This is a genomic window from Sphingobacterium sp. UBA2610 (genome assembly GCF_002339225.1).
GTDB lineage: Bacteria > Bacteroidota > Bacteroidia > Sphingobacteriales > Sphingobacteriaceae > Sphingobacterium > Sphingobacterium multivorum.
In genome coordinates, this window is the sequence record NZ_DDKA01000023.1 from 471,285 (window position 1) to 496,511 (window position 25,227).

Sequence of the window (25,227 nt, forward strand, 5' to 3'; positions counted from 1 at the left end):
GAAATCAAACATAATGACATGTCCCTCAAAGTCTGCTAGACTTTGGGGGATTTTTTTTTGCCACGCTATGCTCTACCTTGTAGCGGTTATTTCTAGGGAAGAAGAATGATGGCAAAAATGCACCTTAAAACGACGCTCGAAATACATCAACAAAAAATAACTTAATAATTCTTTAACACAAAAAAGTTCGATTATCCCCTGCAGAGCTATAGTTTTGCTTTTTAAATTTACGTATATTTAGCTATGGCGAAAAAATTTATTCCTAGAGACGTTAGTTGGTTGAGCTTTAATGGCAGAGTACTTCAGGAAGCTGCGGATGAGACTGTCCCTTTACCCTTAAGAATCAAATTTTTAGGTATATTTTCCAATAACCTCGATGAATTTTTCCGCGTGCGTGTTGCAGGTCTAAAACGGGCTATAGACCTCAAAGATAAAAGTGCCAATCAATCCTTCTATGAAGATCCTCAGCTTATCCTAGAAGAGCTCAATATCCGGGTCATCAAGCAGCAAAAGAAATTTGACAGTACCTGGAATCGTATCCAAAAAGATATGGCCAAACAAAATGTCTATATTAAGACCAGTGAGGAACTCAACCCCGAACAACAGAAGTTTGTGAGTGACTATTATCAGGATGACGTAGAATCGAACGTCATTCCGCTGATATTGGACGATGTGCGGCCTATGCCTTATATTCGGGATAAGAGCCTTTATTTGGGCATTGCTATGGGAAAACAGGAATGGCAGTACGAAACCAAATTTGCACTCATCGAAATCCCGACCAGTCAAAATGGACGCTTCGTCCAGTTGCCATCGCCAAAAGATGAAAAACACATCATACTTTTGGAGGATGTTATCAAGTTTAATCTTCCTCTGATATTCTCCTATTTCGGTTTTGATGTATTCAATGCACATGTATTTAAAGTCACAAAAGACGCCGAATTTGACATTGACAATGACATCAACACGACGCTGGTCGAAAAGATAAGCAAAGGGGTAAAAAACAGAAGAAAAGGTAAACCTACCCGATTTATTTTTGATCAAGAGATGGACCATAAATTGGTAGAATTCCTGATCAAGAAACTTAACCTTTCAAAAAAAGACAGCATCATTCCAGGACAAAAAATACACAACTTCAAACACTTCATGGATTTTCCCAATGTGTTTAAATCCTATAATCAGCCCTTGGAACGGACGTCCTTTCCACACCCCTATTTCAAGAACTACGAACGTGTAACGGATACTGTATTGAAAAAAGATGTGCTGCTCTCCTTCCCCTATCATGAGTTTAGACCGATCATTGATCTACTTCGTGAAGCAGCGATGGATCCAGATGTGAAAACCATCCAGATTACGGCATACCGCTTAGCCTCGAATTCAAAAATTGCAAATGCCCTGATTAACGCGGCCCGCAATGGAAAGGAAGTCACCGTGATGCTTGAACTTCGGGCAAGATTTGATGAAGAAAACAATTTGGACTGGAAAGAGAAACTTGAACTGGAAGGCATCAAGGTATTGACCGGTATCCCAAATAAAAAGGTCCATGCAAAACTATGCGTCATCAAAAAACGTATTGGAATGAAAACGATCCAGTATGGTTTTGTCAGCACAGGAAATATCAATGAAAAAACGGCTAAATTATACGGAGATTACTGCCTATTAACGAGTAATAGGGATGTTATTGCCGATATAAATAAGGTTTTCAATTACCTGAGACGTCCTAAGTCAAATCCGGCTGAAATTATCAAAAATTGCAAAAGTCTGTTGATATGCCCAACGGATATGCGCAGGGAACTTCTACACTACATCGATCAGGAGATTACCGAAGCCAAGGCTGGTCGAAAAGCATATATTATTGTCAAGGTAAACTCACTGAGCGATAAAGAAATGATTAAAAAGCTCTATGATGCCGCAACAGCTGGTGTCAAAATAGACCTTATCATCCGGGGAATCTACTGTGCAACAAATCAAAAAACCTTTAAATTGCAAATGAATGCCATTTCAATCGTCGATGAGTATTTGGAACATGCACGTGTGATGTATTTCTACAACGCTGGCCGAGAGCAGCTATTTATTTCCTCGGCAGATTGGATGACAAGAAACTTGGATCATCGCATCGAAGCAGCGGTCAAAATAACAAGTAAAAAAATCAAGGAAGATTTAAAAGAAATGCTTCAGATCCAGCTCAATGATAATGTCAAGGCCCGTATACTCAACAATTCACTGAGCAATCATTACGTTGAGAATAAAAAGGCGCCATGCCGTTCGCAGATTGAAATATACAATTATCTGAGAAAAAAATTAGCGGATCATTAGTGGGCTGTTGATCAATACGAGCACAAATTGGTCAATAAGCTGAATTCAAGATCATTCTTGTCATTACGAACGAGAATAACGTTTTATATTATATTAATTAAGACACAAGTTGTATCTTCATTCCATGAAATTTAACTTGTGTCTTATATTTGCCTTAAGCCTTTCCACGCTTTCTCTCAGTGCGCAGGAAAAGACCATGCCTTCAGATTTTGTATACGTCAAGGACATTATTCCAACAATAAGTTTAGAAATGCGTTATTTTGGTAGCCACAACTTCACCGGAAGGCCAATTCAAGGTTATGAAAAACCAGTCGCTATTTTAACGAAGCGCGCAGCGCTAGCACTGCAACAGGTCGAGAACCATTTAAATAAAAAAGGTCTTGGCCTGAAAATATTCGATGCCTACCGTCCGCAACGTGCTGTTGACAACTTTAAAACATGGTCCTTAAACACCAATGATACTATCGCAAAAAGGGAATTCTACCCGCTTATCAATAAGAAGAACTTGTTCAATCTAGGCTTTATTGCCTCCAAATCAGGCCACAGCCGTGGCAGTACAGTCGATCTAACGCTCATTAGCTTAAAAGATCATAAGGAGATTGATATGGGTGGACCTTTTGATTTTTTCGGCGCAGTCTCCCATCATCACTATGCGCATCTGACCGTCCAACAGAAAGAAAACCGGAAGATTTTAAAAGAAGCGATGGCTAAATTTGGCTTCAAAGCTTATGATAAGGAATGGTGGCATTACACTTTGCAAGATGAACCCTATCGTAAAACCTATTTTGATTTTATCGTAAAATAAACATGTCTGTAAAGGAAACTCCCATCAAAAACAAGGGTTTTTATGTCTTTCATTTTAAGGGCAACAAATCGAAACCTGTCTTTAGTTCCGAGCAGCAGCAGATTTTAACAAAAGGTGACCTCTATTCGCTCTGTTTAATAAAAAAAGGTGAGACTTCCTTCATGATTAATAATGAACGGGTACAAGTTGCGCAAAATCACCTATTGTTAACCAATCCATCCTCCCGAGTGAATGGCTCTTCGGTCGTCAAATCTTGGGATTGTGAGGTATATTTGATTTTCTTTACGCTGGATTTTAGCTTCAAACTGGATTTTCAAGAAGATTTCTTCGAGGTCACCAAAAAATCTCTTGCCTTAAGTGACAGTTACATCTGGTCGCTATCGAACCAAGATTCGATCAACTTATCTAACTTATTTAAACAGTTTATTCATTACGACCGACAAGACTCTAGCTACCTTTTCAAACATCAGATTATTAAGTCATTAACAGAAATATTATTTTGTGAAATAGCCCGTCTAGGAAGCCAAAATATGCGAAATACACCCGCTATTCCCTCCCGGAAAAGAGAGATTCTGGCCAATTTCCATTTGCTATTAAAAAAGTCGTTTCATAAAGAACACATGGTGCAATTTTATGCGATGGAACTCGGCATCACAGCGAAACATCTATCCGTAATTACCAAGGAACTAACTGGAAAATCAGCAATAGAACTTATTCAGAACGTTTTAGTGGAGGAAGCAAAATCATTACTTTGCCAGGGGCTTCCCATCGGAGAAATTGCAGTGAAATTACATTTCTCGGATCAATCTTTTTTTGGTAAATTCTTTAAGCGAAATGTTGGAATCTCGCCTAAAGAATTTCGTCAGAATCTCTACTTAAACAAAGTCGATTAAATCGAAGATGCTTGTAAATTGCTGGTCTGCAGCTCCAGTATCCTGCAATTTATCCTCGCCCCAAGTCTGCCCTTTCAACCATAAGGTTTGGCAGCCAACCGCTTTGGCAGGTACCATATCTTTACTATAGGAATCACCCACCACCAATACCTCTTGTGCAGGAAGTCCTATTTTAGTTACACCTAAGGCATAAATGGCAGGATCAGGTTTGCGCACACCGACGACAGCCGACTCCACAACTTCCTGAAAATAAGATAGAATCCCAAAATCATCAAGGACCGATTTTAAATTACCATAAAAATTGGAAACCATGACAATCGGATATTTTTCATGGAGTGAATTTAACAGTGGTTTTACCTCTTCAACCGTATTCTTCGCCAATGAATAACCGTCAAAGGCTATTCTATGCGCTAATGATCGGTCTAAGTCGTACCCTGCAGCAATAAGATAATCAAATTGCACATTGAGCTTTGCTTCAAGCACTTCCAAAAAATTAAACTGCGGTTTAATAATAGGTTGTAAAGCCATCTGACGTTCCGCGTAGGTATAGGCCTCCTGAAAAGCGTTCAAATTTACGGGAACCTGATATTTTTCATAACCCGACCAGATAACAGCTCCCCAGTGGCCGCCATTGGTGTCTAAGGTTCCACCATAATCAAAAATAATTCCTTTAATATTAAACTTATCCATGTTATTTCCTTTTTACTAAACTCATCCACCCCAAACCGATCATAATCCACACAATTTCCCTAATTCGTGTCACAACACCCATAAAAATACCGACTTTCGCAGGCAATCCTATACTCATTACGGCCATTGCCAATCCACCTTCCCGGGTTCCCAACTGCATTGGAAAGAAAAAAACAAGATTGGCAAATAGGGAAGATCCTGAGCTAATGATCATAGCATCAATAAAATCAATATTGATATCTAAAGCCAAACCAATAAAATAAATCTCAAAACAGCCTACAACGCGTGCTACAAATTCCCAAAAAAGCGCCGTATAGAAACGATCACGACGATTTTGAAAGAGGTTTTTCACCTGTTGATCGACGTCATTCAAAGTTTCATATTTCGTATCCAGTACATCACCCACTTTCTTGCCTACCAAAGGCAGTTTAGACAAGGCTTTCAATAGTGAAACGGTAATTCCCTTCTTATAAAATTTTGTAAATAGCCAAGTACAGATGATAGCCATTACAAAAATCGCAGCACAGGCCACATTGACCATCGTGCTAGCAGGCACAAACCAAAGAATTAGAAAAACAGAAGCGACCCAAAATAAAATATGCGATAGGATGTGCATGACACCGTATAACAGCACAGATGAACCTGCCTTCGAACCACCGACATAGTTTTTAAGCTCCATAATACGATAAGGCTCCCCTCCTAACGCAACAAATGGTGTTATATAATTGATGGCATACCCCGATATTGTCAATTGTAAGACCTTCCAAAAAGGGACGTTTGTCTGTGGCAATTCCGGTTCCTGAATAATTGCCTTAAATGCCATAGCATTCATCCAGTAGAGTACTGCCCAGCTACCAAGTACAGGCAGAAACCACCAGCCAATATTTTCAAGGTTGTTCCAAATCTCATCAATTCCCATTGCATGAATCATATAGGCCAGTGTACCTATACCGATCAGCATAAAGAGCACTTTATAGATTTTGCTACCCATAGGTTGGATCATTTGTTAATTTATCAACAAAATAGCCACTTACCTTTTCTTGTCGGTTACACATATAGATCAATATCGGATTTAGGACAAACATGTCAAAGAAAAAGTAAATCCAAGGTTGGCCGATAAACAACCAAACAAATAGGAAAATCACCCTTGTATTGAACTGTACAATATTTGTATACTTCATCAATGGTTTATTTTGAGTTCTAAAGTCGACCATTAATTGTTTTGGCAATTCGTCTTTATAGCGACTTTTCACTAGGCGCAGTAGCTTTTGCAGTTTTGGCGAAAGCTTTTCCTGGTTTCGTGTATAGCCCATATAGCCATTTAACACAAATTTGCTGAAAAAATTCTTGCGCCAGGACAAGGCATCGTAGTCAACTTTCAAATCACGTGTATTGTCCAGCTCACTTCCAGCTTTACCTTTAATAAAATACAAATGCACGTTACGATAATAATCAGCCATTGCTGACTGAAGCATATGCGATACACCTGCAAGCACACAAAATACCCATAGCCATTGTGGCCACCCCTCGTTAATACTGCGTAAACAGATCGCAATATGAATAGAAGCAAACCAAAAATCGCCAGCAAAACCATCCAAGATACGACCAAAGCGACTTTTATTGTCCGTCATTCTGGCCAGCTGTCCATCGGCACTATCTAGAGAATTGGCAAAAACCAATAAAAGCATGCCGATCACATTAATCCATAACGCCGGGTAATAGAATAAAATACCCGCCGCAACGCCAAAGAAAATACTAATAATGGTTACAGCGTTGGGTGTAATACCAATTTTTGCACAGACTTGCGCAATGCGATAACCTATAGGTCGATAAAACCAAATATCAATTCGTTCCTCGGTATCATTAGATTTTAAAGATTGTTCGAATGCACTCAAATTATCTTCTTCGATTACATTAACTTGTTCTTTCTGCATTGTGGTTCTTTTCAGTAAATTTATGGTAAACCATTTGAGCAATGGCCTCTGCAGCCTCTGCCCGACAAGGCGCAAAACTTGGCCAGTCATTTAAGTCAATAATATGGAAGTCTCCATTTGCATCAATAATCACGTCGCCGCCGTAGATATGTACATCCAGGACTTCTGCCGCACGATTGGCGACTTCTTTTAGTTTGTCGAGATCAAAAGGAAAGTGTACGACCTCATCATTAATTTGTTCATACAAATCATATTTGTGATGATTGTGTTCATAGGGGTAAAAATAAAAAAAGAAATCCGTTCCCCGCACCGCATAAAATTTTAGTAGGTCTCCGGCAAGATGTTCAGAAATCACCGCCTCTTTAATCCCGCGGAGCGCATATTCATTCAAGATATGTTGCGCTTCTTTCAGACTAGCGGCAAAAGTAACATCTTCTTTATGAATGGCGTGAAAGTCGCCACGTTTGATCCACACACCCTTTCCTTTCAGTTTCTCAAAAATAGATTGAATATCGGCAACCGTAGAGATCACGATACTTTTCGGATAAGGAACTCCACCTTCCAAAAGCTTAAGGGTCATATTTTTCCGAAAGCAATTTTCAATTCCAAATCCAGAATTCAAAACATTGACCCCATTATTTTGAAGAGATTGCAACTTTTTCACTAAAGTCTTTGTTCTCCCCATAGTCAGAATATTATCCTGCTTCACGGATGCTGAAGACAAAAATTCATCCTCGTTACAAAGCTCTACCGAGGCACCTTTTTCAGTCAGTTTTAAAACTACTTCATTGAATATGGCGGCATCATTCCCCACATGGTTGGGTGAAAAGCGATTTTTTCGAGTTACGCCTAAAATAGAAATCATATCGCTCATTTTACTAACTAACCTCCTCACTCAAAAATTGTTCTGCGACAACACGATCTTTTAAATGATCAATATCGACCACCTTTTCAAATACAAATGCTTCTACTTGTAAATCGTTTTCCAATAGAGCACGCTGAAAATTACGCATTCTGGAATTACCTGCTTCGACGGAGCTCAACGCACAGTCCATCGCCGCCTGACGAAAGCAGTAAATTCCCCCAGAAACGTACTTCGTTTTGGCGGTTGCCGTATCCAAAAAAGCTTCCACCCGAAGCTGCGAATTGGTGTTCACATAGAGCGGACTCTCATCGTCAACAAAAGGAGTTACAGCCATAAAAGCATCGGCCTGTTGATGTTGCTGAAATGCTTCTAAATAGGCATGAAATTCATGTGGCCTAAAAACCGTATCTGTTGTGGTCAGACAACAGGACGACCAATCGGGGTTGTTTTTGACAAGCAAGGCAAAACTATGCAATGAACTTGCAGTATCTTCCTCTATAAGCACAATAGGTAATTCAAACGTCGTTTTTTCCAAAAACAATTTCAGCTCCGGAGATTGTTTATTGATAATAACATGAACTCGTTGCGCTCCTTCTTTAACAAACATGCGAATCAATCGTTCAATTAATGGAACTCCATGTAATGGTAGCAAGGGTTTCGGTAAATTGAACCCCTCTTTTCGCAATCGAGAACCTTCTCCCGCTGCTATAATTGCAAATTCCATTTCTTCTAATTGCAAAATAAAATCATTTATAAAAAAGCAAAACCCCCGTCACTATCTCAGCGTTCGTAAGCGCAAAAGTCTACAGAGGGTTATATCACAAATCTTCAATACCGTAAAGATGTTGAAGAAAAAGGGGAAAAACTGTTTTTAGACAATTGTTTCCCCGCTCTTATTAAGTTAGCTTATTGAATACTATCGACTAGCTCCTGGTAATAATCCAGTCCTAAATGTGTGATTAAATCTTCACCCATAATGTGACGCAATGTATTTTGCAATTTCATCAATTGTTTGAAGATATCGTGTTCAGGAGGCAATCCTGGAGCTGTTTGAGGCGACTTCAAGTAGAATGACAACCACTCTTGAATACCCGACATGCCTGCACGTTGCGCCAAGTCAATAAACAAAGCCAAATCCAAGGCAACCGGTGCTGCTAAAATTGAATCGCGGCATAAGAAATTGATTTTAATCTGCATTTTGTAGCCCAACCAACCGAAAATATCGATGTTGTCCCAAGATTCTTTATTATCACCGTGTGGAGGATAATAGTTGATACGTACTTTATGGTAAAGGTCACCGTATAACTCAGGGTTCTTTTTCGCATCTAGAATTTCTTCCAATACCGATAATTTAGACACTTCTTTTGTTTTGAAATTTTCAGGATCATCCAATACTAATCCGTCACGGTTACCTAAGATATTCGTCGAAAACCAACCTTCAACACCCAAAGCTCTCGCTTGAAGACCAGGTGCCACAATTGTTTTCATCAATGTTTGACCTGTTTTAAAATCTTTACCTGCAATTGCTACACCATTTTCATGCGCCAACTCAACAATCGCTGGAACGTCACATGTTAAATTTGGTGCACCATTGACATACGGAGCGCCCTCTTTCAATGCCGCATAACAATAGATCATACTCGGTGGAATACGTTGATCATCATTATCTAACGCTTCCTCTAATTTAGCTAAGGTTGAAAAAGCTTCGTTTGTCTCAATATAACGCTCAGTAGATCCACACCATACCAAGACAATACGGTCTAATCCGTTTTTCTCTTTGAATTCACGAATATCACGTTGTACAGCATCTGCCAATTCACGGCGAGTTTTTTCAGATTTGATGTGCGTTCCGTCCAAATTTTTCACAAAATTACGGTCAAACACAGCTTTCATCGGTTGGATAGCCTCCAATTCAGCCTTAACAGCATCCAATTGACCTTGCTCCAATACCTGTGCTTTTGATGCAGCCTCATATACGTTATCTTCGTATACGTCCCAGCCACCAAAAACAACATCTTCCAGTTTTGCTAAAGGGACGAAATCTTTAATTAATGGATTTCTGTTCTCAGTGCGTTTACCCAGACGGATTCTGCTCAATTGAGAAACAGATCCGATTGGTTTTGAAAAACCTTTGTTTATAGATGCCACACCAGCGATTAATGTTGTAGCCACAGCACCTAATCCCGGAATAAGAATACCCAATTTTCCATTGGCATCTTTCACTTGTTGTCCCATATTAATTCTATATACTTAAATTGTTATTTAATTGATGTATTATGATAAAATAATTCTTAAAATTAGCTTAAAAAAACATATTTCATACCACCCCGCACTTAATTTATAAAATCGTGACAAATAGCGATACGAAGCCTATTCGAAACCTTAAGAAATAATCCGAAAATGAATTATTATTTAGTATTCTACTAGTCCATCTAACTGGAATTTAACGTTTTTAGCTAAAGTTGTTAACCCAAAAAACAATTGTCCTTAATTTTACTCAATATATCAAGATTCGAAAACTAATCCAAATTCAATCCAAAAAAAGTTTTTCTTTCTTAAAAATTGGTCAATTTTTCTTTTTCTATTTCCCATAAATATGACAATAAAATTGGAAAATGGTTTTAGTAGCACTAACTTTAGCCTAAAATCTAAATACAGGCAATGAGTCTATCGTTCAATTTATAAACCAACAGCATTTGACCTGCGCATTGTTATTGGATAAATGCTCTGCCAATCGGTAGCGCGATGACAAATTTAACGGTATCCCCTATAGCCTAAGGTGCATAAGAGTATCCATAACATTGCAACGAACGAAACCAAGTGTAAAGTAGAGTTTTACACCAAAGAATGTACTGAACAAATAATTATCTGAATGAAAAATACAATTTCGTGCCTAACTTTGGCGCTTTTAAGCGCAAGCCAGTTACATGCTCAAACCGCTGCCGACTCGGCTTATGTTAGAGATCATTATGAAAAGACCGAAGTAGCAATCCCCATGCGAGATGGGAAAAAATTATTTACTGCGATCTACAGTCCAAAAGACAAATCGAAGAAATATCCAGTTTTGCTCAATAGAACGCCCTACACGGTTTCTCCTTATGGACAAAACGAATACAAAAAAAGCCTGGGCAACTTTCCGACGATGATGCGTGAAGGCTATATTTTCGTCTACCAAGATGTGCGGGGCAAGTGGATGAGCGAAGGTGAATTTGAAGATGTACGTCCGACCACCTACAGCAAAGACAAAAAAGCCATCGATGAAAGTACAGATACCTATGATGCGCTTGAATGGCTACAGAAAAATCTCAAAAACTATAATGGCAAAGCCGGACTCTATGGGATCTCCTATCCAGGCTTCTATTCTACCGTTGGATTGGTCAAAACGCACCCGAGCTTGAAAGCGGTCTCCCCACAAGCTCCGGTAACAGACTGGTATATCGGCGATGACTTCCACCATAATGGCGTACTGTTTCTTCAGGATGCATTCACCTTCATGTCAACCTTTGGTGTCCCGCGTCCAAAACCCATCACCCCAGATCAATTCAAGAGCAAAATTCAGATTAAAGAAGCCGATAAATACAACTTCTTTTTAGAAGCCGGAACAGCACGGGAACTGAAGGAAAAGTATTTTGGTGACTCCGTACAGTTTTGGAATGACCTGTTTAAACATCCCGACTATGATGATTTTTGGAAGTCGCGTGTGATCACCAATTCTTTACAGGAGGTAAAACCAGCGGTGATGGTCGTCGGTGGTTTCTTTGACGCGGAAGATGCTTATGGAACATTTAAGACCTATCAATCGATTGAGGATAAAAGCAAAAAAAACAACTCGATTTTAGTCGCGGGACCTTGGTATCATGGCGGCTGGGTTCGTGCAGAGGGAAACTATTTAGGTGATATCCAATTTGAGAAAAAAACCAGCGTTACCTATCAGGAACAATTTGAACAGCCTTTTTTCAAATATTATCTAAAAGATGAAGGGAACTTCGCACCATCGGAAGCGAACATTTTTGTCTCTGGAAGCAATGAATGGAAACATTTCGAACAATGGCCACCCAAAAATGTAGAAACAAAAAAACTATACTTCCAACCTCAGGGGAAACTTGGATTTGACAAAGTTCAACGTACAGATTCTTGGGATGAATATGTCACTGACCCCAATAAACCGGTTCCGCACCAGGGTGGGCTAATCCAAAACCGAACGCGAGAGTATATGGTAGATGATCAGCGTTTCGCCGCTAGTCGCCCTGATGTCATGGTTTATCAAACGGAACCGTTGACAGAAGACCTGACTATAGTTGGCCCCATCAAAAATTTCCTTAAGGTTTCTTCAACAGGTACAGATGCAGATTATGTTGTCAAACTGATTGATGTTTACCCGAACGATGCAGCAAGTTATCAAGGAAAAACAATGGCTGGATACCAGATGATGGTACGTGGTGAGATCATGGCCGGGAAATACCGAAATGGTTTTGAAAAAGCGCAGGCCCTGACTCCAGGAATGGTCGAAAAGGTGAATTTTGAAATGCCAGATGTTGCGCATACGTGCAAAAAAGGACATCGCATTATGGTTCAGGTACAAAACTCCTGGTTTCCGCTGGCAGAACGAAATCCACAGGTGTTTTTAGCGCCTTATACAGCTACCAAAGCTGACTTCCGTAAAGCCACACAACGTATTTTTCACGATGTGAACAATGCCACGTACATCGAATTTTCTGTCCTCAAAGATTAACAGTTAAATTTGAATAATAGCGTTTAAGAGCGAATTGAATAAGGCTACATCAGCTAAACAGCTGTGCCTGATGTAGCCTTATCTTTAATCTTCCGCTACATACTTATCTTCCCCGGCCTTCCATCCTGCAAACAATAAAAGTACGATACTGCCCGCTAAAAAATAGAAGGAGTAATTCCAGGTAGCATCTATTTCGTGCAGCTTACCGAATACCGGCGGGCCAAAAGCTGCAATCAGATAACCAACAGACTGGGCCATGCCCGATATTTTAATCGCATTCGCCGTTGACCTCGCCCGCAGGGTAAAGAAAAGAATAGACAAACTGAAAGAAAGTCCATTGGAAAGTCCCAACAATATGGCGGCAACATAAATTCCCTGAAGTTTGTAATGCCAAAATATAAAGATACTTCCAAACATGCCTATCGCAACAGCCGCTGCCATTAGACGCTGATCCTTCATCCGATGTGCCAAAATAGGCCCAATAAACATTATGGGAATCATGGCAATTTGGATCAAAAAAAGCAACCAGCCCGTATCCTCCGCTGGCATACCATAATCGACCAATACTTTAGGTAACCAAGAAATCAAACTGTAGTAAATTAAGGACTGAATACCCATAAATAAGCTGATATACCAAGCTAATCTTGACCTAAAGATATGTCCGATTCCACTTGTCGCCGGTCTATTTTCAGTGATACCCTGTGCTTTCTTTCGGCTTAAAGCATCAAAGGAAACAATGATAAGGGATAACAAGGCTAAAATCACCCAAACCCCCAAGGAACCCTGCCACCCGAGACCAGTCCATTCGCCCAATCGTAAACTAAACCCCGAAGCAAAAGCTGCGGTCAGATTCATTGCTACGGCAAAAATGCCTGTCATCAGTCCAATCTGCTTTGGAAAATTTGTTTTTATATAACCGGGCGTAACGACATTGCCCACACAGATCCCAAGTCCGATTAAAAAAGACCCCACAAACAGCGTTGGCATATTGCCCCAAATCCGAAGCACAATTCCTACACTCAACGCCATTAAACCGAGTAATAAAAAACGGTGCATGCCCAGTTTATGTGAATATCGGCTCACTGCTACAGAACAGCTCGCAAACATAAAAAGAGGTATTGCCGTCAATAGACTGCTTTGAAAACTATTTAATTGCAAATCTTCACTGATTTGCCCCAGTACAGGGCCAACGGCTGTGATTGGCGACCGCAGATTGGTTGAGACTAAAACAACAACCAATATGGGTAACCAGGTCCAAGAGACAGCTGCGGATATTTTTATATTTTCTTTCATCATAAAACCACACTATACATGTAAATTAAGCTATACACGTAATGAATGCTTGCAAAGGTATGTATGGAATTTTAATTAAATTTGCCATTAATTTAATTTAAAACGACATGGATCAGACAAATCATACGTTGATAATTGAAGGCATCCAGAAATCAACCTATGTCTGGTTTGAAGAAAACTGGATACACGACGACGAGTTACACAGTCATCGGAAAGGTCAATTGATTTATGTTGAGCAGGGTTTTCAATACCTTACCGTTGCAGGAAAAATGTACCTACTCCCCCAAAATCACGTTGCTTGGATTCCTTCAGGTGCATTACATAAGACCAACTCCCACTCGGAACGCATTAAGCTTATAGTCCTTTTTTTTGATCCCCCACAATTTGACAGCTCACAAGAGCATTTGTTTTTCAATCAGGTACAGCTATTTTCGGCGCCTAAAGTATTACGGGAAATGATTTTATATACCGAAAAATGGTCAAAATTGAGAGAAGAAAATGAACAGGAAAGAGTTTTCCTCGGTGCTTTACTCCATGAACTCCCCTATTTCTGCTCACAATTACTCCACTTAGAAATTACCCTTCCGCATGAAAGCAGGCTTCAAACGGTCTTAAATCACCTACATGACCATTACACAGAAGCCATCACGTTAGACGAGATTGCCATGCTGTCCAATCTTTCGCTCCGAACTATTGAACGCCTTTTTAAAAAAGAAACCGGAATGACGCTTGCAAAATATCAGCAGCTCCTTCTCATTATCAAGAGTTTGGAGCTTTTGAGCACAAAACAATTCACCATCTCTCAAATTGCGTATAAAGTCGGTTATAAAAGCGTCCAAGCATTTACCAATAGCTTTTATGCGGTGATGAAATATAGACCTTCGCACTTCATGATGGACTAGTTTTGGCGTAGCTACAGGCGGTTTGTAGCTAAGCAGCTACAAAATTTAGGACGTTTAAAAAAAATAGTAACGAATATTTGCACAGGTGTAATATTTACACTATCTTTGTATCATCATAATTTAGGTTTATAATTGGTTATTTAAGGTTTTCATTCTCCCCGTTTGAAAACCTTTTTTTATTTATTTTCACCGTCCCTCAAATCATTTCGCTACTCCGCAAACGTAATAATTTCCCTTTTAGGCCCAAACAAAAGCAGCTGATCGCATGTTCTCAAAAAATAGCGTTCAAATTAATTCTCAAAAAATTCAAGATATTCTTTAACAATACTGTATTTTTAACGAATATATTCGGATGAGAAAGGTCACGCGAATAGAAAAGAGTTCAAATATTATATTGAAAAAATAATCTAAACATATATGGCAGAACATGGGGATTTGCAAATCGCAATACTAATCGATGCGGACAATGTATCTTATCGAAAGATCGAAGAGATTTTGAATGAAGTCAAAAGATATGGAATTCCGACCATCAAACGCATCTACGGAGACTGGACCAACCCATATGTTGAAAAATGGAAGGATAAACTCCTTACCCATGCAATTACCCCCATACAACAATACAGTTATACACAAGGCAAAAATTCTACTGACTCGGCATTAATTATTGATGCCATGGATATTCTGCATTCAGACCGAGTTGATGGGTTTTGTATTGTATCCAGCGACAGCGATTTCACCCGACTGGCTACACGTCTTCGAGAATCCGGTAAACTGGTCATCGGTATCGGCGAGAAAAAGACCCCCAAACCCTTTATTGCCTCCTGCGACAAGTTCATCTACGTCGAAATTTTTGAGAAAAATCAAAAGAAAGAAACGGTCGCAAAGAAAAAGCAACAAAATCAGCCCAAACCTGCTCCCGTTGACAATCCAACAAGTATTGCCGTATTGGACGAGGAGACTTTGGAACTTTTAAAGGACACGGTGGATGATACTGCAGATGAAAATGGCTGGGCATTCCTGGGTGAGATCGGAAGTCTTTTCAACAAAAGAAAGCCTGATTTTGATGCGCGCAACTATGGATACGACAAGATGTCTCATCTTTTCAAAGCTTACAAAGAAGATTTTGAAATTGAGGAACGAAACACCGACAAATCGCGCATAAAACACTATTACATCCGTAATATTATTAAACGGCCTTTAGCAATGGCCAGCCCAGCTACAGCAGTGGACACCGAGCACAAAACTCCTGCTACTCCTACTCCTTCCGTACCCTCTACAGAAACTACGGAAAAAACTGCAAATCAAAACACCAGAAAGAAAGGGCGGCAAGATAAGAAACGTCAGGATAAAACAAACTCTGAGCCGATACAAAACGAGGCTCCAAAAGTTCAGGAAATTCAGGAACAAAAAACAGAAACGCCCCCCCCTACAGCTGACACTCCGCCCACGAACATGTTGTTTCCTTCTGAAGGTAACAAGATCACTACAGATGACGTAAAAAAATCGCAAATACGGATCACGAAAGAATTTAAACCCCTATTCCCAACCAAATCCCAAAAATTAAGGATTATGATCAACGCTGGAGAATATGAATGTAATTTTACCTATCGCGGCAGAGGGTTTCATGTGCTTAAATTAGGAAAAGATGCGGCGACCAAACTTGGCCTTTCCGAGGGGATACAAATACAAATAGTCAGACTGAACGAAGTTAGCTTTAGCCTTCAAAATAAATCAGTTTAATATCATTCAGCGGAATTATCTTCTGTATCATACGATAATAGGACAACAATACATTGTCCTATTATCGTATTAAAGCCTTATGCAGGAGGTTTGTCGTATTGAAATAACAATTAGCGTCCACCAGCAAATTCCATCGTAAAATGGTAGTTCTCATCGATGGCCATTGGCTTACGATCCACTTTACGAAAATCGCGTGCTTCTTCAGTCCACAGGAAAGGGTAAAATGAAAAAACTTGATTGCCGCTCAGGAGTTTGACCTCTTCGCTCCAGTCTTTCCATTTAAATGTTTCGTAAAACTGTCTAATATCCCCTTTCAATGCCCAAAAAACAAAATCTGAATAACCACATTCCAAACTTTCCCATTGTAAGGTATCTTGTGCGAAATAATAGACCTGTCCAATAGCATCTCCCAGCGCACCAGCATTAATAGCGAAATAACCACCTAGAACATCGTCTGCAATCAGCAAAAAACCACCTTTTTCGCCTTCCTTGTCAAAACTTTTCCCTTTATTCCATTCCATAATCCCTCGGTCCAACTGCGACGAGCCAGAGCCTAAAATACGTAACCAGCCCCCATCGATTAAAATACCACCAGTTTGATGAATAATGGCTCCCATAGGCGATTTTGTGGTAATTTGGGCCCTTAAAAGTTCCTCATCAGCCCGCTTAGGGTTTCGAGGAAGCACTTCATAAGCATTCGTCGCTTCTTTCATCCAACTTTCTACCAACTTCCATCCTGAATTACTTGTATCAATCAGTTCTTTTAGACTTTTCATTTCCTATGTGTTTTATGCAGCGACCAGCTAGTCTACCGGTCGAATTCGAACGCTATCCAGCTATTCATTGTGCCGAAATTACCATAATTCTTTATCGCATCCAAATTACAGCAGACCCAAGAGCAAATCGAAGAAAATATTCTTCGAAAACATACACCTAAAGATTAGGAACCTTGTGTCTATTTTAACTAATTTTAAGTCATGCAACATGAATTAGAAAAACTCAGATACCCTATAGGTCGCTTTGCGATACCCGATGTCATCAACAAATCCCTGTTGAATGACTGGATCAAAACAATTGCCGACTTTCCGGCCCGGTTAAAATCCGAAGTCGGCGATCTAACAGACGACGTACTGGAAAAACGCTACCGTCCCGAAGGCTGGACGATTCGTCAGGTCGTTCATCACTGCGCCGACAGCCACATGAACAGCTTTGTCCGTTTTAAATTAGCCCTCACAGAAGAAGACCCAACCATCAAATTATATGAGGAGAAATTGTGGGCCGAGCTTCCCGACGCAAAAAATATTCCAATAGAAAGCTCGATCAAATTGCTCGAAGGTCTACATGAACGCTGGGTTATTTTGTTGAAAAGCCTGACTGGCGAACAGCTTGAAAGAGGTTTTATTCATCCTGCGACCAAAAGGTTGATTTCTTTAAAGATCAATATTGGCCTCTATGCCTGGCATTGCAATCACCACCTGATGCACATTGTCAATGCTAAAAACCATTGATGGGCATCAAATATCGCAATGATCATTTCACTTAAAGTCAACAGATCATTGCGATAAATTTACTCTATTGCCGTCACTTTACGATAATGACATCGCCCATATAAAGGCCAGCAATCCGGCGGCAACCAGTCCAATAACACCCGATACCACAAAGGATAGGAAATAATATCCTACCGTCCGTGTTTGCTTCTTTACACGATGAACAATGCCTGCAGATAACGTATAAAGTGTTCCAAATCCAAAAAAAACAATCAGGATCAAGTCGATCAGAATGCCACCAAAATCTATATTTGCTGATGATAACATAATTTACTTTTTCTTTTTAAACAGTTTGCCAAAAAAGGACGAGCTAGCACCTGAGTCTTCAGACTGATTATCCCATTGCAATAAATCCAGTTCGATATCCAGTTCATTGTTTTTTGCAAAATCAAGCCAATGGACATATTTTTCCTGATTTCTAAATGTAGGATCATTCTTGTAATAATCCAATAAGCGAGCAGTGGCACTTTCGTAAACACCATAGTCGTTGGCTCGTTCAAAATAGTGGATCGCCTTTTTACTGTCCTTTTTAAATTTAAGTCCCTGATCATAGAGCAATCCATAATAAATATTGGAATAACTATTTTCTTTATCCCTTTTCAAATAAACCAATAGACGATCGTAATCCTCCAAACTGTAATAGATAGAAGCTATATTGCTGTTGTTCTCAACTAATTTTAATTCAGCTTTCTGATAATAGCTGAGGGCTTTTTCCAGATCTTCTTCGACATAGGTTCCACTTGAATAAAAGTAGCCTAAATTGGACAAAGCATAGCCATTACCCAACTCTGCTCCTTTCATGTAGGCATTAAATGACTTTTCCAGGTCTTTTTTATAGCCGATGCCATACTGAAAGAGGTAGCCGATTGCATTCCATGCAGCGGAATAATCTTTTTGGGCCGCTTGTTCATAATATTGAATTCCTTTGTCCAAATCTAAAAAAGGATTGTCTTCGCTATCAGTATCCGTATAGATATTCCCCAATTCATGCATGCTGCTTTCATTATTCTGGTCAGCAGAAAAGGTAAAATAGCGTATCGCCATTTCGACATCGCCTTGTCGGCAACAGTCCAGGGCCATATGATATAGCGTATAACTATCATAACTGGATTCAAAATTATCGCCCTTCGCAGCCTTCCACCCTTCAAAAAAACGATTACATATTTCAAAATCTTCTCCAGACAATTGATCCAGCTTCTTCAGAAACTGACCATATTGATCTTCCTGAATTACTTCCACACCATCGTAGCCCTTTTTATACAACAGGTCACCTTGCAATAACATCAGATCCTGATAGTGATTAACGCTTGCACAAACATAATCGTAGGCGGAACTGAGCGTCCTTTCCACTGCGTCAAAATAGTAATATCTTCCCGCATGGTCTTTCAGAATAAAATAATCCATCACAGCAGCATATACAATTTTCACATAGTGCGTTGAGAGCGGGACCAGCCACACCTTTTCAGCAGCCTGATAAATTCCCCTCCCGGTTGCTGTTTCGATAATATAGCAATCCCAGGCGCCATTACCAAAATCAGTCCCCCCTTGAATGGACCGAATTGCCAAATCTTGCAGTACAAAGGCGCGGGCTTCCAGGTCATACAAACGGATGCCGCCGGAATCAGCAAAAAATAATGCGCTTCGGCCATTTCCGGCATTAAGTACAGCAACATCTTTGACCAAGATAGTTCCATCGGGAGACAAAACTGATTTTTTCTTTTTATTATTCAAATTGACTGCATAAAAATCAAACAGTAATTCGCTCAGTGCACTACTGGCAAAAGCGCCAAGCAAAATACCGCTATTGGAATAATAATGACGCAGTTTATTTCCCCCAATCTCTTGATAGATAAATCCATCATAATCAATTTCAAACGGTTTGTCCGCACCGGCAGCATTGAACAGCTGGCCTTGAGCATCGATGATATAATATTGCTGATCTTTCTTCCCCTGATAATAACCGTAAGCAAAATCTTCGAGTTCATCATATTCAAGTGGTATGATTATTTCTCCGTTCCCGACGTTGACTAATCCATATTTTTTAGCTAAGCTCACCTTACCAACCGTTGATCCGGTTCCATATTGGGCTGGCGCCGCCGATGAATAAACACAGGAAATAGCTTCTTCTCCACCCCTATTCAAATAACCGAACAGCTCATTTTTCTGTATGACTGCGATCCCTTCACACTCAAAAGTACCAATTTCCTGATAGCTAGCTTCGACCTTCACCTCCCCTTTTGCATTGCGTATCCCCCAAAGCCCCTGATCTTCAAAAAATTGATTATCCAGACGATCAATCGCGTCTCTATTCCACCAGCCTAAGCCATAGTTGCTCCATTCCAGTTCGAGCATCGCTAAAAAAGAAGTATAACCAGCGGACACCAAAATAAACTCAAGCTCAGCTAAGGATTGTTTTTCGATTGCTTTTTCATAGAGCAAATTCTTCTCAAGGATTTCAATTGCAAAATCTTTGGCCTGTTGGCTATGTTTAACATCGCTCATGTTAAATACATCACTTGCGTTCAGCTGGAAATAATCGAAGGGTAAACCGTCCAAAAAATCGAACAGTTTCCCGATAGCTGCCATGGCCAGCGCATCGGAATTTAACCCATATTCATGAATGAGCAAATCATACAACGCACGAAGCTTTCTGACTCCCGGTTCCTTTTCGGAGTAAACTAAGGTACCTTTTGCTTTCGGATTAGCAGCAAATAGGGGTAAAAAAAGGGGTGGAATCACATAGTTCCATTCTCCTAAATAATGAGGGAAGTAATCTTGATCCTTCTTATCTGTATTGTAAATATATATGCGATGAGCCATTTTCTATGCAATTTCCTTACTATTGATCAATTTCAACAGCATTTTCTTTAGCAAAATTGAACCAAAATCCGTATTTATCCGCGTCTGAAGCCGCTCCATGCGCTCCATAGAGTTGTAGCAAACGATTAACGGCATAGGCGTACACGCTATTTTCATTGGCTTTTTCATAGTAGCGGATCGCTTTTTGTAAGTTTTGCTTTACACCAAAGCCTTCCTCATAAAGAATCCCATAATAAATAGCAGAAAATTGATTGGTTGTATCCTTTTTCAAATAACGCAATAAGTTCGCATAATCTTGCCCTTGATAGTAGATTTCTGCGATTTGAGCATCATTATAAATCCCCGCTTTCTCTGCTTGTTTAAAATAATCTAGGGCTAAGGCATAATCTTGTTCCACATATTCACCCTCGTAATACCAGTTACCCAGGTTGCTCATGGCCTGCGCTTCCCCCAGCGCAGCAGACTTTTGATAGGCCTTTAAGGCTTTAGATACATCAAAAGCTACACCATGGCCTGTGGCATATAAAAATCCCCAATTGTTCCATGCCTGCGCATGATCATGAGCCATGGCCTTTTCATAAAAAGACTTTCCTTTTTCGATGTCCATCCCCTCGTAGTCATCATCCGTAAAGATGTTTCCAAGCAGATATTGACAGTCCGCACTACCCCGATCTGCTCCGATGCTGAACAGTCGAATGGCATCTGAAATCTTTCCCTCCGCTTCCAGCTTCTTACCATTTTCCAACAGCGTTTCATTGTCAAAATACTGTTCGTAGCCGTCGCCCTTACGCCTGATCCATGCCTGATAGAACTGTATAAAATAACTTTGATCACGCCCCCGGAGCTGGTATCGCTCGGAATACAAATAGCCATATGCTGTTTCGGGAATCTCGACAACATTTCGATTTATATCCAAATTAAACAACTTATCCCCTTTGAATAAAAGCAACAGTTCACCTTCGGCCGCTTCTGGTCTTGGGTAATGAAAAGGCGAACAAATATAATCATACAGCGCACTACGGACGTTAAGCTTCGTATCGAAGCAGTACATACCCTGTGCACAGTGTATGCGCATAAAATCCAAAAAGCAATGTTCGATTTTTTGATAGGCAATAGCAGGTTCAAGTAACCATTCCCCTCGATGAGCGTCATAAATCCCCTGTCCTTGGGCACAACCAACGACAAAGATATCTTTACGGTACTGCTGTATATGATCGACTAGAACCTGATCAATCGTTAAATCAGCCAATCGGAATAAGCCTAGTTCAAGCGAATAGATCTGCCATCTTTTATTTTTGAGATACGCAATACTTCGATAGTCGTCCAACACTATAATCCGGTCAATTCCTTCATCCAAAATATTACCATCGGGTTGAATGACGGCAATTTTTGACTGTAGCTTATTGGGTTTAATCCAAAAATAGCGATTGGCTAGCGGCTCCAGGCTACCTTCCAAAAAGGTCCCTAAAAACTGACCATCCATTAGGTAATACTTCCTTTTTATCGTTCCTTTTTGCCGGCTATAGAACAACTTGTTATAGTCAAACATAAACGACTCGGCTGCGGGATCTGAAATAATCAATCGTCCTTCAGCCGAAAGGAGCATGTGGCTATCCCCCTGTCTTGCATTTAAAAAGCCATAGGCGATCCAGTCGAGTTCATCATATAATGCAGGTATGCTCAGCTGTTTGGTATCAATATGCAATACCCCACGTTTCCCTGCCACTTCCACTTCAGCGTAATTGTTCCCATTGATATGTCGGGCATCAAAGGCCTCCACATATTGACATGGAATTAGTATAGTGCCACTCGTATCAACATAACCAAAAAGGCCATCGCGTTCAACAACAGCGATCCCCTGTTCATTGAATTCGAATATTTCATCGTAAATCGCCTCAACCAAAATATCCCCCTTGGCATTCTTTAATCCCTGCTTTCCTACTGCCTCAAAAACTTCAGGGTCTGGCTCTTTCAGAACGTCTTCTTCCCATAAACCCAATCCATAATCAATCCAATCGGTTTGAAGGGCATCTAAAAAAGAAGTATAACCAGACGCTTTCACAAGCGGGTCAAGCGGATCTAAGGACTGTTCTTCGACAGCTTGTTCAAACAATAAGGCTTGCATTTTAATTTCTTCCACCCAATCTTTGGCTTGCTCCACATCTTTTTCCGCATTCATTGTAAAAACATCGCGTCCATCGATCTGCAAGGTATCAAAAGGTAGCGCTTCCAAAAATTCAAACATGTTGTTGACAGGCTCATAATAGCTTTTTTTATAATGCAATTGATACCTATCAGCCAACAACGCATAAAAATAGCGAAGTCTTGCGATCCCATCTTCCTTGTTGGCATAAAGCTGAGAACCTTTGGAACGGATATTGGCGGAAAATAATGGCCGCATGAGGATGGGAATTTCATAATTCCATTCAGCCAGGTAAGTGGGATATGTTTCTTTGGTCCTGAGATTTACATTATAAATATAAATACGATGTGCCATACTTTATTTCTTCTGTTTTTTGTTGTATCACATTGATCCGTTCCATACGACAAGAATCATGCGAATGCCGTAAAAATACCGTATTTATCGATTTTTTCGATTAGCGGAAAACAGGGATTTTTTTCTCCCCCTATTTTCGGCAACTTTGGATTGGATTTTGTAACAGAAAGAACAATGAATCATTTCAAATACAGTTATTATAGCAGTGCATTAGCACTCCTCGCGTTACAAATCGCTTGTCAGGAAAAACCAAAACAAGCTGAAGAACCTGTAAGTTCAAGCAAGGCCATGGAAAAAGCTGCCGAGGATACTGCCCCCAAAAAAAGTATCTCGTTAAAAACTTCCAAACTGGATAGCATTGACCAAGCAAATGCACAAAGCGTACTGGAATCTGACGAAATCACCAAAGCTTATGTAAACTTAAGTGCTCGAGACAGTATGATCCGCTTACATGCCAATATACGTATCGATCATCGCTTCTTTGGATACGAAGAGGCAGATAAACAGGCTACGAAGTTGCTTTTGTTTTCCATCTTTACAAATGATGTGGAACACAATCCATTTCAACTCAAATTGGGTGCATACTATGATACCTCCGACTTAGAAAGTAAAGGTTTAAAACTAAAATATGCTGGCCTAAAGGGCGACTTTGTAGCAGCGAAAATCATAGACGCCACCGATACACCGGTAGGCACCGTCTACTTCGAAAGAAAATGGGTTGAGATTGAATAACAAAAACCGTTTCTCAATCTATATGTTTATGAGTAACAACAATAATTGCGAAAAATAACGATGAAGGTAATCTTAAAGACTATGTTTCTGTCCTGCATGGTATTGTTTTTCAGCTGCCAGCAAAAGAATGGAGCCAAAAAATCAGCTGCCGCATTCAGCAGCACCGCCAGCATAGACTCCATAAAGAAACAAAAAGAGCTAACATCCATATCCGATGATAACCTTTCGCTCTTTAAACAGCTGTATCCTATTGCTATTCTTCGACCGGAAAGCAACGATAGTTTTAAGAAGTATGGCATCGAATTCTCAGGAATATGTTATGCATGCGATCTTGCAGAAATCAAAATGAATAAAAAACAACTGCTTTTGGTCAATGTCTGTGATTCCAATGAAATCTATCAAATCAAAGATTTCACCTATAATTTTCGTGACAGCGGCCTCACGATGAAGACTAAAAATAATGAGTTTTACTTCAAGAAAATAGAGAAAGAGCCCATTTTCGAATTAAAAATTAAGGGGGATTCTCTTTTGTTAAAAAATAAACGTGTCGCAAAATACTATACACAGAAAGCTTTAGTCGATCAGTTCGAAGTCCATGATTGTGGTGATTTTCAGGGTTAGCCCAAACGCGACTCAGCTTGAATTAGTGTATTAAGACAGCGCTGCACCGGACATTAACGTAAGATCTTAAAAAGACCAGACAGCAATGAAAGCAGGCAGAAGCCAATTTCATGGTTGCCTGCTCCGTTCGTTAGACCTATACTTCAAAATAAAACCCCGATTCAGTAAGTTCTTTATATTTTACCCTGTCAAAACTATAGATCTTTGCAGCCCTGGCACGCCGGTCTTTTTGCTTATCGCTGTGGTCGATCAATAAACCCATGCTGAGAATTTTTTTTCGAAAATTCCCACGGTCAATTGACCGCTGCAGAACGGTTTCATACAAATTGTGTAAATCGGGCAACGTAAACTGTTTGGGCAAGAGCTCAAAACCGATTGGTTGATAACGAATTTTACCCCTGAGCCGTTGTATGGCGGTGTTCAAGATCTGTTTATGGTCAAAAGCGAGATCCAACTTTTCGTCAATACCAAACCATTGCACCGCATCGATATCAACCCCTGCTTCCAACGTATAAGCATCGGGCCTGACAAGTGCATAATAGGCAATACTAATGACTCTTCCGCGCGGATCACGAGCTAAGTTTGAAAATGTATAAAGCTGTTCGAGGAAAATATCTTTGAGACCGGCCTCCTCCTGCAGTTTACGAATCGCACAGTCGTCGGCGTTCTCATCTTCCTGAATAAAACCGCCAGGAAATGCCCATTTTCCCAAGAAAGGCTCTATTGCCCGTTTGGTCAATAATACCTTAAGCTGGTTTTTATCAAAGCCGAAGATTACACAGTCAACCGTAACAGCAGGTCTTGGGTAATCATATGTGTATTTTTTTTCTGAGGCTGTCATCT

At 40.0% G+C, this 25,227-nt stretch carries 21 protein-coding genes; 9 read left to right on the forward strand and 12 right to left on the reverse strand.

All coding sequences use genetic code 11. The features are described 5' to 3' along the window. The first annotated feature begins 243 nt into the window (after nucleotides 1-243). From ppk1 to B4Z47_RS17925, 3 genes are all read left to right on the forward strand, one after another. Entirely contained in the window at nucleotides 244-2,313 is a 2,070-nt protein-coding gene (ppk1, locus tag B4Z47_RS17915; protein WP_046675796.1) for a polyphosphate kinase 1, read from the forward strand. Nucleotides 2,314-2,437: 124 nt separating this feature from the next. Next, nucleotides 2,438-3,118, forward strand: coding sequence for a M15 family metallopeptidase (locus B4Z47_RS17920; RefSeq protein WP_201303506.1), 681 nt, complete (start codon nucleotides 2,438-2,440; stop codon nucleotides 3,116-3,118). Nucleotides 3,119-3,120: 2 nt separating this feature from the next. After that, nucleotides 3,121-4,011 (forward strand): helix-turn-helix domain-containing protein, encoded by an 891-nt coding sequence (locus B4Z47_RS17925; RefSeq protein WP_070569648.1) that lies wholly within the window; start codon nucleotides 3,121-3,123, stop codon nucleotides 4,009-4,011. On the opposite strand, the gene B4Z47_RS17930 is transcribed toward B4Z47_RS17925, so the two are convergent. The 6 genes from B4Z47_RS17930 to B4Z47_RS17955 all read right to left on the reverse strand — a co-directional run bounded on the left by B4Z47_RS17930 (nucleotide 3,994) and on the right by B4Z47_RS17955 (nucleotide 9,735). After that, entirely contained in the window at nucleotides 3,994-4,701 is a 708-nt protein-coding gene (locus B4Z47_RS17930; protein ID WP_070569646.1) for an HAD family hydrolase, read from the reverse strand. The two genes, B4Z47_RS17925 and B4Z47_RS17930, sit on opposite strands and share 18 nt — an antisense overlap. Nucleotide 4,702: 1 nt before the next feature. Further along, the gene (locus B4Z47_RS17935) at nucleotides 4,703-5,692 is read right to left on the reverse strand and encodes a lysylphosphatidylglycerol synthase transmembrane domain-containing protein (RefSeq protein ID WP_070569644.1); all 990 of its coding nucleotides are present in this window, start codon (nucleotides 5,690-5,692) and stop codon (nucleotides 4,703-4,705) included. Next, nucleotides 5,685-6,635 carry a CDP-alcohol phosphatidyltransferase family protein gene (locus tag B4Z47_RS17940; RefSeq protein WP_070569641.1) on the reverse strand — a complete coding sequence of 317 codons (951 nt, stop codon included), beginning with the start codon at nucleotides 6,633-6,635 and terminating at the stop codon, nucleotides 5,685-5,687. The genes B4Z47_RS17935 and B4Z47_RS17940 overlap by 8 nt, the downstream gene beginning before the upstream one ends. Next, the gene (locus B4Z47_RS17945) at nucleotides 6,616-7,500 is read right to left on the reverse strand and encodes a hypothetical protein (protein ID WP_231585333.1); all 885 of its coding nucleotides are present in this window, start codon (nucleotides 7,498-7,500) and stop codon (nucleotides 6,616-6,618) included. The genes B4Z47_RS17940 and B4Z47_RS17945 overlap by 20 nt, the downstream gene beginning before the upstream one ends. Nucleotides 7,501-7,513: 13 nt before the next feature. Further along, the gene (locus tag B4Z47_RS17950; RefSeq protein WP_236560164.1) at nucleotides 7,514-8,239 is read right to left on the reverse strand and encodes a nucleotidyltransferase family protein; all 726 of its coding nucleotides are present in this window, start codon (nucleotides 8,237-8,239) and stop codon (nucleotides 7,514-7,516) included. 167 nt (nucleotides 8,240-8,406) lie between these two features. After that, nucleotides 8,407-9,735, reverse strand: a complete 1,329-nt coding sequence (locus tag B4Z47_RS17955; RefSeq protein ID WP_070569637.1) for an inositol-3-phosphate synthase — start codon at nucleotides 9,733-9,735, stop codon at nucleotides 8,407-8,409. Between the two features lie 637 nt (nucleotides 9,736-10,372). Between B4Z47_RS17955 and B4Z47_RS17960 the strand changes: the two genes are divergently transcribed. Then, a complete protein-coding gene (locus tag B4Z47_RS17960) occupies nucleotides 10,373-12,232 on the forward strand; it encodes a CocE/NonD family hydrolase (RefSeq protein ID WP_286727708.1) in 1,860 nt (619 codons plus the stop codon). A gap of 84 nt (nucleotides 12,233-12,316) precedes the next feature. Here the strand turns inward: B4Z47_RS17960 and B4Z47_RS17965 are convergent, their stop codons facing one another. Beyond that, entirely contained in the window at nucleotides 12,317-13,528 is a 1,212-nt protein-coding gene (locus B4Z47_RS17965) for a CynX/NimT family MFS transporter (RefSeq protein ID WP_201303505.1), read from the reverse strand. Between the two features lie 104 nt (nucleotides 13,529-13,632). On the opposite strand from B4Z47_RS17965, the gene B4Z47_RS17970 reads away from it, so the two are divergent. Next, nucleotides 13,633-14,427 (forward strand): AraC family transcriptional regulator, encoded by a 795-nt coding sequence (locus tag B4Z47_RS17970; RefSeq protein ID WP_070569631.1) that lies wholly within the window; start codon nucleotides 13,633-13,635, stop codon nucleotides 14,425-14,427. A gap of 417 nt (nucleotides 14,428-14,844) precedes the next feature. Continuing rightward, nucleotides 14,845-16,167, forward strand: coding sequence for an NYN domain-containing protein (locus B4Z47_RS17975; protein WP_070569629.1), 1,323 nt, complete (start codon nucleotides 14,845-14,847; stop codon nucleotides 16,165-16,167). A gap of 110 nt (nucleotides 16,168-16,277) precedes the next feature. Here the strand turns inward: B4Z47_RS17975 and B4Z47_RS17980 are convergent, their stop codons facing one another. Then, complete coding sequence (locus tag B4Z47_RS17980) at nucleotides 16,278-16,943, reverse strand: DUF2625 domain-containing protein (protein ID WP_070569625.1); 666 nt, start codon at nucleotides 16,941-16,943, stop codon at nucleotides 16,278-16,280. 201 nt (nucleotides 16,944-17,144) lie between these two features. Between B4Z47_RS17980 and B4Z47_RS17985 the strand changes: the two genes are divergently transcribed. Further along, complete coding sequence (locus tag B4Z47_RS17985; RefSeq protein ID WP_070569622.1) at nucleotides 17,145-17,675, forward strand: YfiT family bacillithiol transferase; 531 nt, start codon at nucleotides 17,145-17,147, stop codon at nucleotides 17,673-17,675. A gap of 78 nt (nucleotides 17,676-17,753) precedes the next feature. On the opposite strand, the gene B4Z47_RS17990 is transcribed toward B4Z47_RS17985, so the two are convergent. The 3 genes from B4Z47_RS17990 to B4Z47_RS18000 are packed head-to-tail and all read right to left on the reverse strand — an operon-like array spanning nucleotide 17,754 to nucleotide 23,031. Continuing rightward, nucleotides 17,754-17,981: a hypothetical protein gene (locus tag B4Z47_RS17990; RefSeq protein ID WP_070569618.1), complete on the reverse strand. Its 228-nt coding sequence runs from the start codon at nucleotides 17,979-17,981 to the stop codon at nucleotides 17,754-17,756. A 3-nt stretch (nucleotides 17,982-17,984) separates the two neighbouring features. Then, complete coding sequence (locus tag B4Z47_RS17995; protein ID WP_115048046.1) at nucleotides 17,985-20,534, reverse strand: SEL1-like repeat protein; 2,550 nt, start codon at nucleotides 20,532-20,534, stop codon at nucleotides 17,985-17,987. A 19-nt stretch (nucleotides 20,535-20,553) separates the two neighbouring features. Then, nucleotides 20,554-23,031, reverse strand: a complete 2,478-nt coding sequence (locus tag B4Z47_RS18000; protein WP_115048044.1) for an SEL1-like repeat protein — start codon at nucleotides 23,029-23,031, stop codon at nucleotides 20,554-20,556. A 174-nt stretch (nucleotides 23,032-23,205) separates the two neighbouring features. On the opposite strand from B4Z47_RS18000, the gene B4Z47_RS18005 reads away from it, so the two are divergent. Beyond that, on the forward strand, nucleotides 23,206-23,763 hold the full coding sequence (locus B4Z47_RS18005) for a hypothetical protein (protein WP_115048042.1): 558 nt from the start codon (nucleotides 23,206-23,208) through the stop codon (nucleotides 23,761-23,763). A 60-nt stretch (nucleotides 23,764-23,823) separates the two neighbouring features. Beyond that, complete coding sequence (locus B4Z47_RS18010; protein WP_139145084.1) at nucleotides 23,824-24,384, forward strand: hypothetical protein; 561 nt, start codon at nucleotides 23,824-23,826, stop codon at nucleotides 24,382-24,384. Nucleotides 24,385-24,520: 136 nt separating this feature from the next. Here the strand turns inward: B4Z47_RS18010 and B4Z47_RS18015 are convergent, their stop codons facing one another. After that, nucleotides 24,521-25,225 carry an NUDIX hydrolase gene (locus tag B4Z47_RS18015; protein WP_070569595.1) on the reverse strand — a complete coding sequence of 235 codons (705 nt, stop codon included), beginning with the start codon at nucleotides 25,223-25,225 and terminating at the stop codon, nucleotides 24,521-24,523. Nucleotides 25,226-25,227: the final 2 nt, after the last annotated feature.

Bases quoted from the DNA above. Each gene is read 5' to 3' on its own strand.
- ppk1 (WP_046675796.1), top strand. From the start codon at position 244: ATGGCGAAAAAATTTATTCCTAGAGACGTTAGTTGGTTGAGCTTTAAT.
- B4Z47_RS17920 (WP_201303506.1), top strand. From the start codon at position 2,438: ATGAAATTTAACTTGTGTCTTATATTTGCCTTAAGCCTTTCCACGCTT.
- B4Z47_RS17925 (WP_070569648.1), top strand. From the start codon at position 3,121: ATGTCTGTAAAGGAAACTCCCATCAAAAACAAGGGTTTTTATGTCTTT.
- B4Z47_RS17930 (WP_070569646.1), bottom strand. From the start codon at position 4,701: ATGGATAAGTTTAATATTAAAGGAATTATTTTTGATTATGGTGGAACC.
- B4Z47_RS17935 (WP_070569644.1), bottom strand. From the start codon at position 5,692: ATGGGTAGCAAAATCTATAAAGTGCTCTTTATGCTGATCGGTATAGGT.
- B4Z47_RS17940 (WP_070569641.1), bottom strand. From the start codon at position 6,635: ATGCAGAAAGAACAAGTTAATGTAATCGAAGAAGATAATTTGAGTGCA.
- B4Z47_RS17945 (WP_231585333.1), bottom strand. From the start codon at position 7,500: ATGATTTCTATTTTAGGCGTAACTCGAAAAAATCGCTTTTCACCCAAC.
- B4Z47_RS17955 (WP_070569637.1), bottom strand. From the start codon at position 9,735: ATGGGACAACAAGTGAAAGATGCCAATGGAAAATTGGGTATTCTTATT.
- B4Z47_RS17960 (WP_286727708.1), top strand. From the start codon at position 10,373: ATGAAAAATACAATTTCGTGCCTAACTTTGGCGCTTTTAAGCGCAAGC.
- B4Z47_RS17965 (WP_201303505.1), bottom strand. From the start codon at position 13,528: ATGATGAAAGAAAATATAAAAATATCCGCAGCTGTCTCTTGGACCTGG.
- B4Z47_RS17970 (WP_070569631.1), top strand. From the start codon at position 13,633: ATGGATCAGACAAATCATACGTTGATAATTGAAGGCATCCAGAAATCA.
- B4Z47_RS17975 (WP_070569629.1), top strand. From the start codon at position 14,845: ATGGCAGAACATGGGGATTTGCAAATCGCAATACTAATCGATGCGGAC.
- B4Z47_RS17980 (WP_070569625.1), bottom strand. From the start codon at position 16,943: ATGAAAAGTCTAAAAGAACTGATTGATACAAGTAATTCAGGATGGAAG.
- B4Z47_RS17985 (WP_070569622.1), top strand. From the start codon at position 17,145: ATGCAACATGAATTAGAAAAACTCAGATACCCTATAGGTCGCTTTGCG.
- B4Z47_RS17990 (WP_070569618.1), bottom strand. From the start codon at position 17,981: ATGTTATCATCAGCAAATATAGATTTTGGTGGCATTCTGATCGACTTG.
- B4Z47_RS17995 (WP_115048046.1), bottom strand. From the start codon at position 20,534: ATGGCTCATCGCATATATATTTACAATACAGATAAGAAGGATCAAGAT.
- B4Z47_RS18000 (WP_115048044.1), bottom strand. From the start codon at position 23,031: ATGGCACATCGTATTTATATTTATAATGTAAATCTCAGGACCAAAGAA.
- B4Z47_RS18005 (WP_115048042.1), top strand. From the start codon at position 23,206: ATGAATCATTTCAAATACAGTTATTATAGCAGTGCATTAGCACTCCTC.
- B4Z47_RS18010 (WP_139145084.1), top strand. From the start codon at position 23,824: ATGAAGGTAATCTTAAAGACTATGTTTCTGTCCTGCATGGTATTGTTT.
- B4Z47_RS18015 (WP_070569595.1), bottom strand. From the start codon at position 25,225: ATGACAGCCTCAGAAAAAAAATACACATATGATTACCCAAGACCTGCT.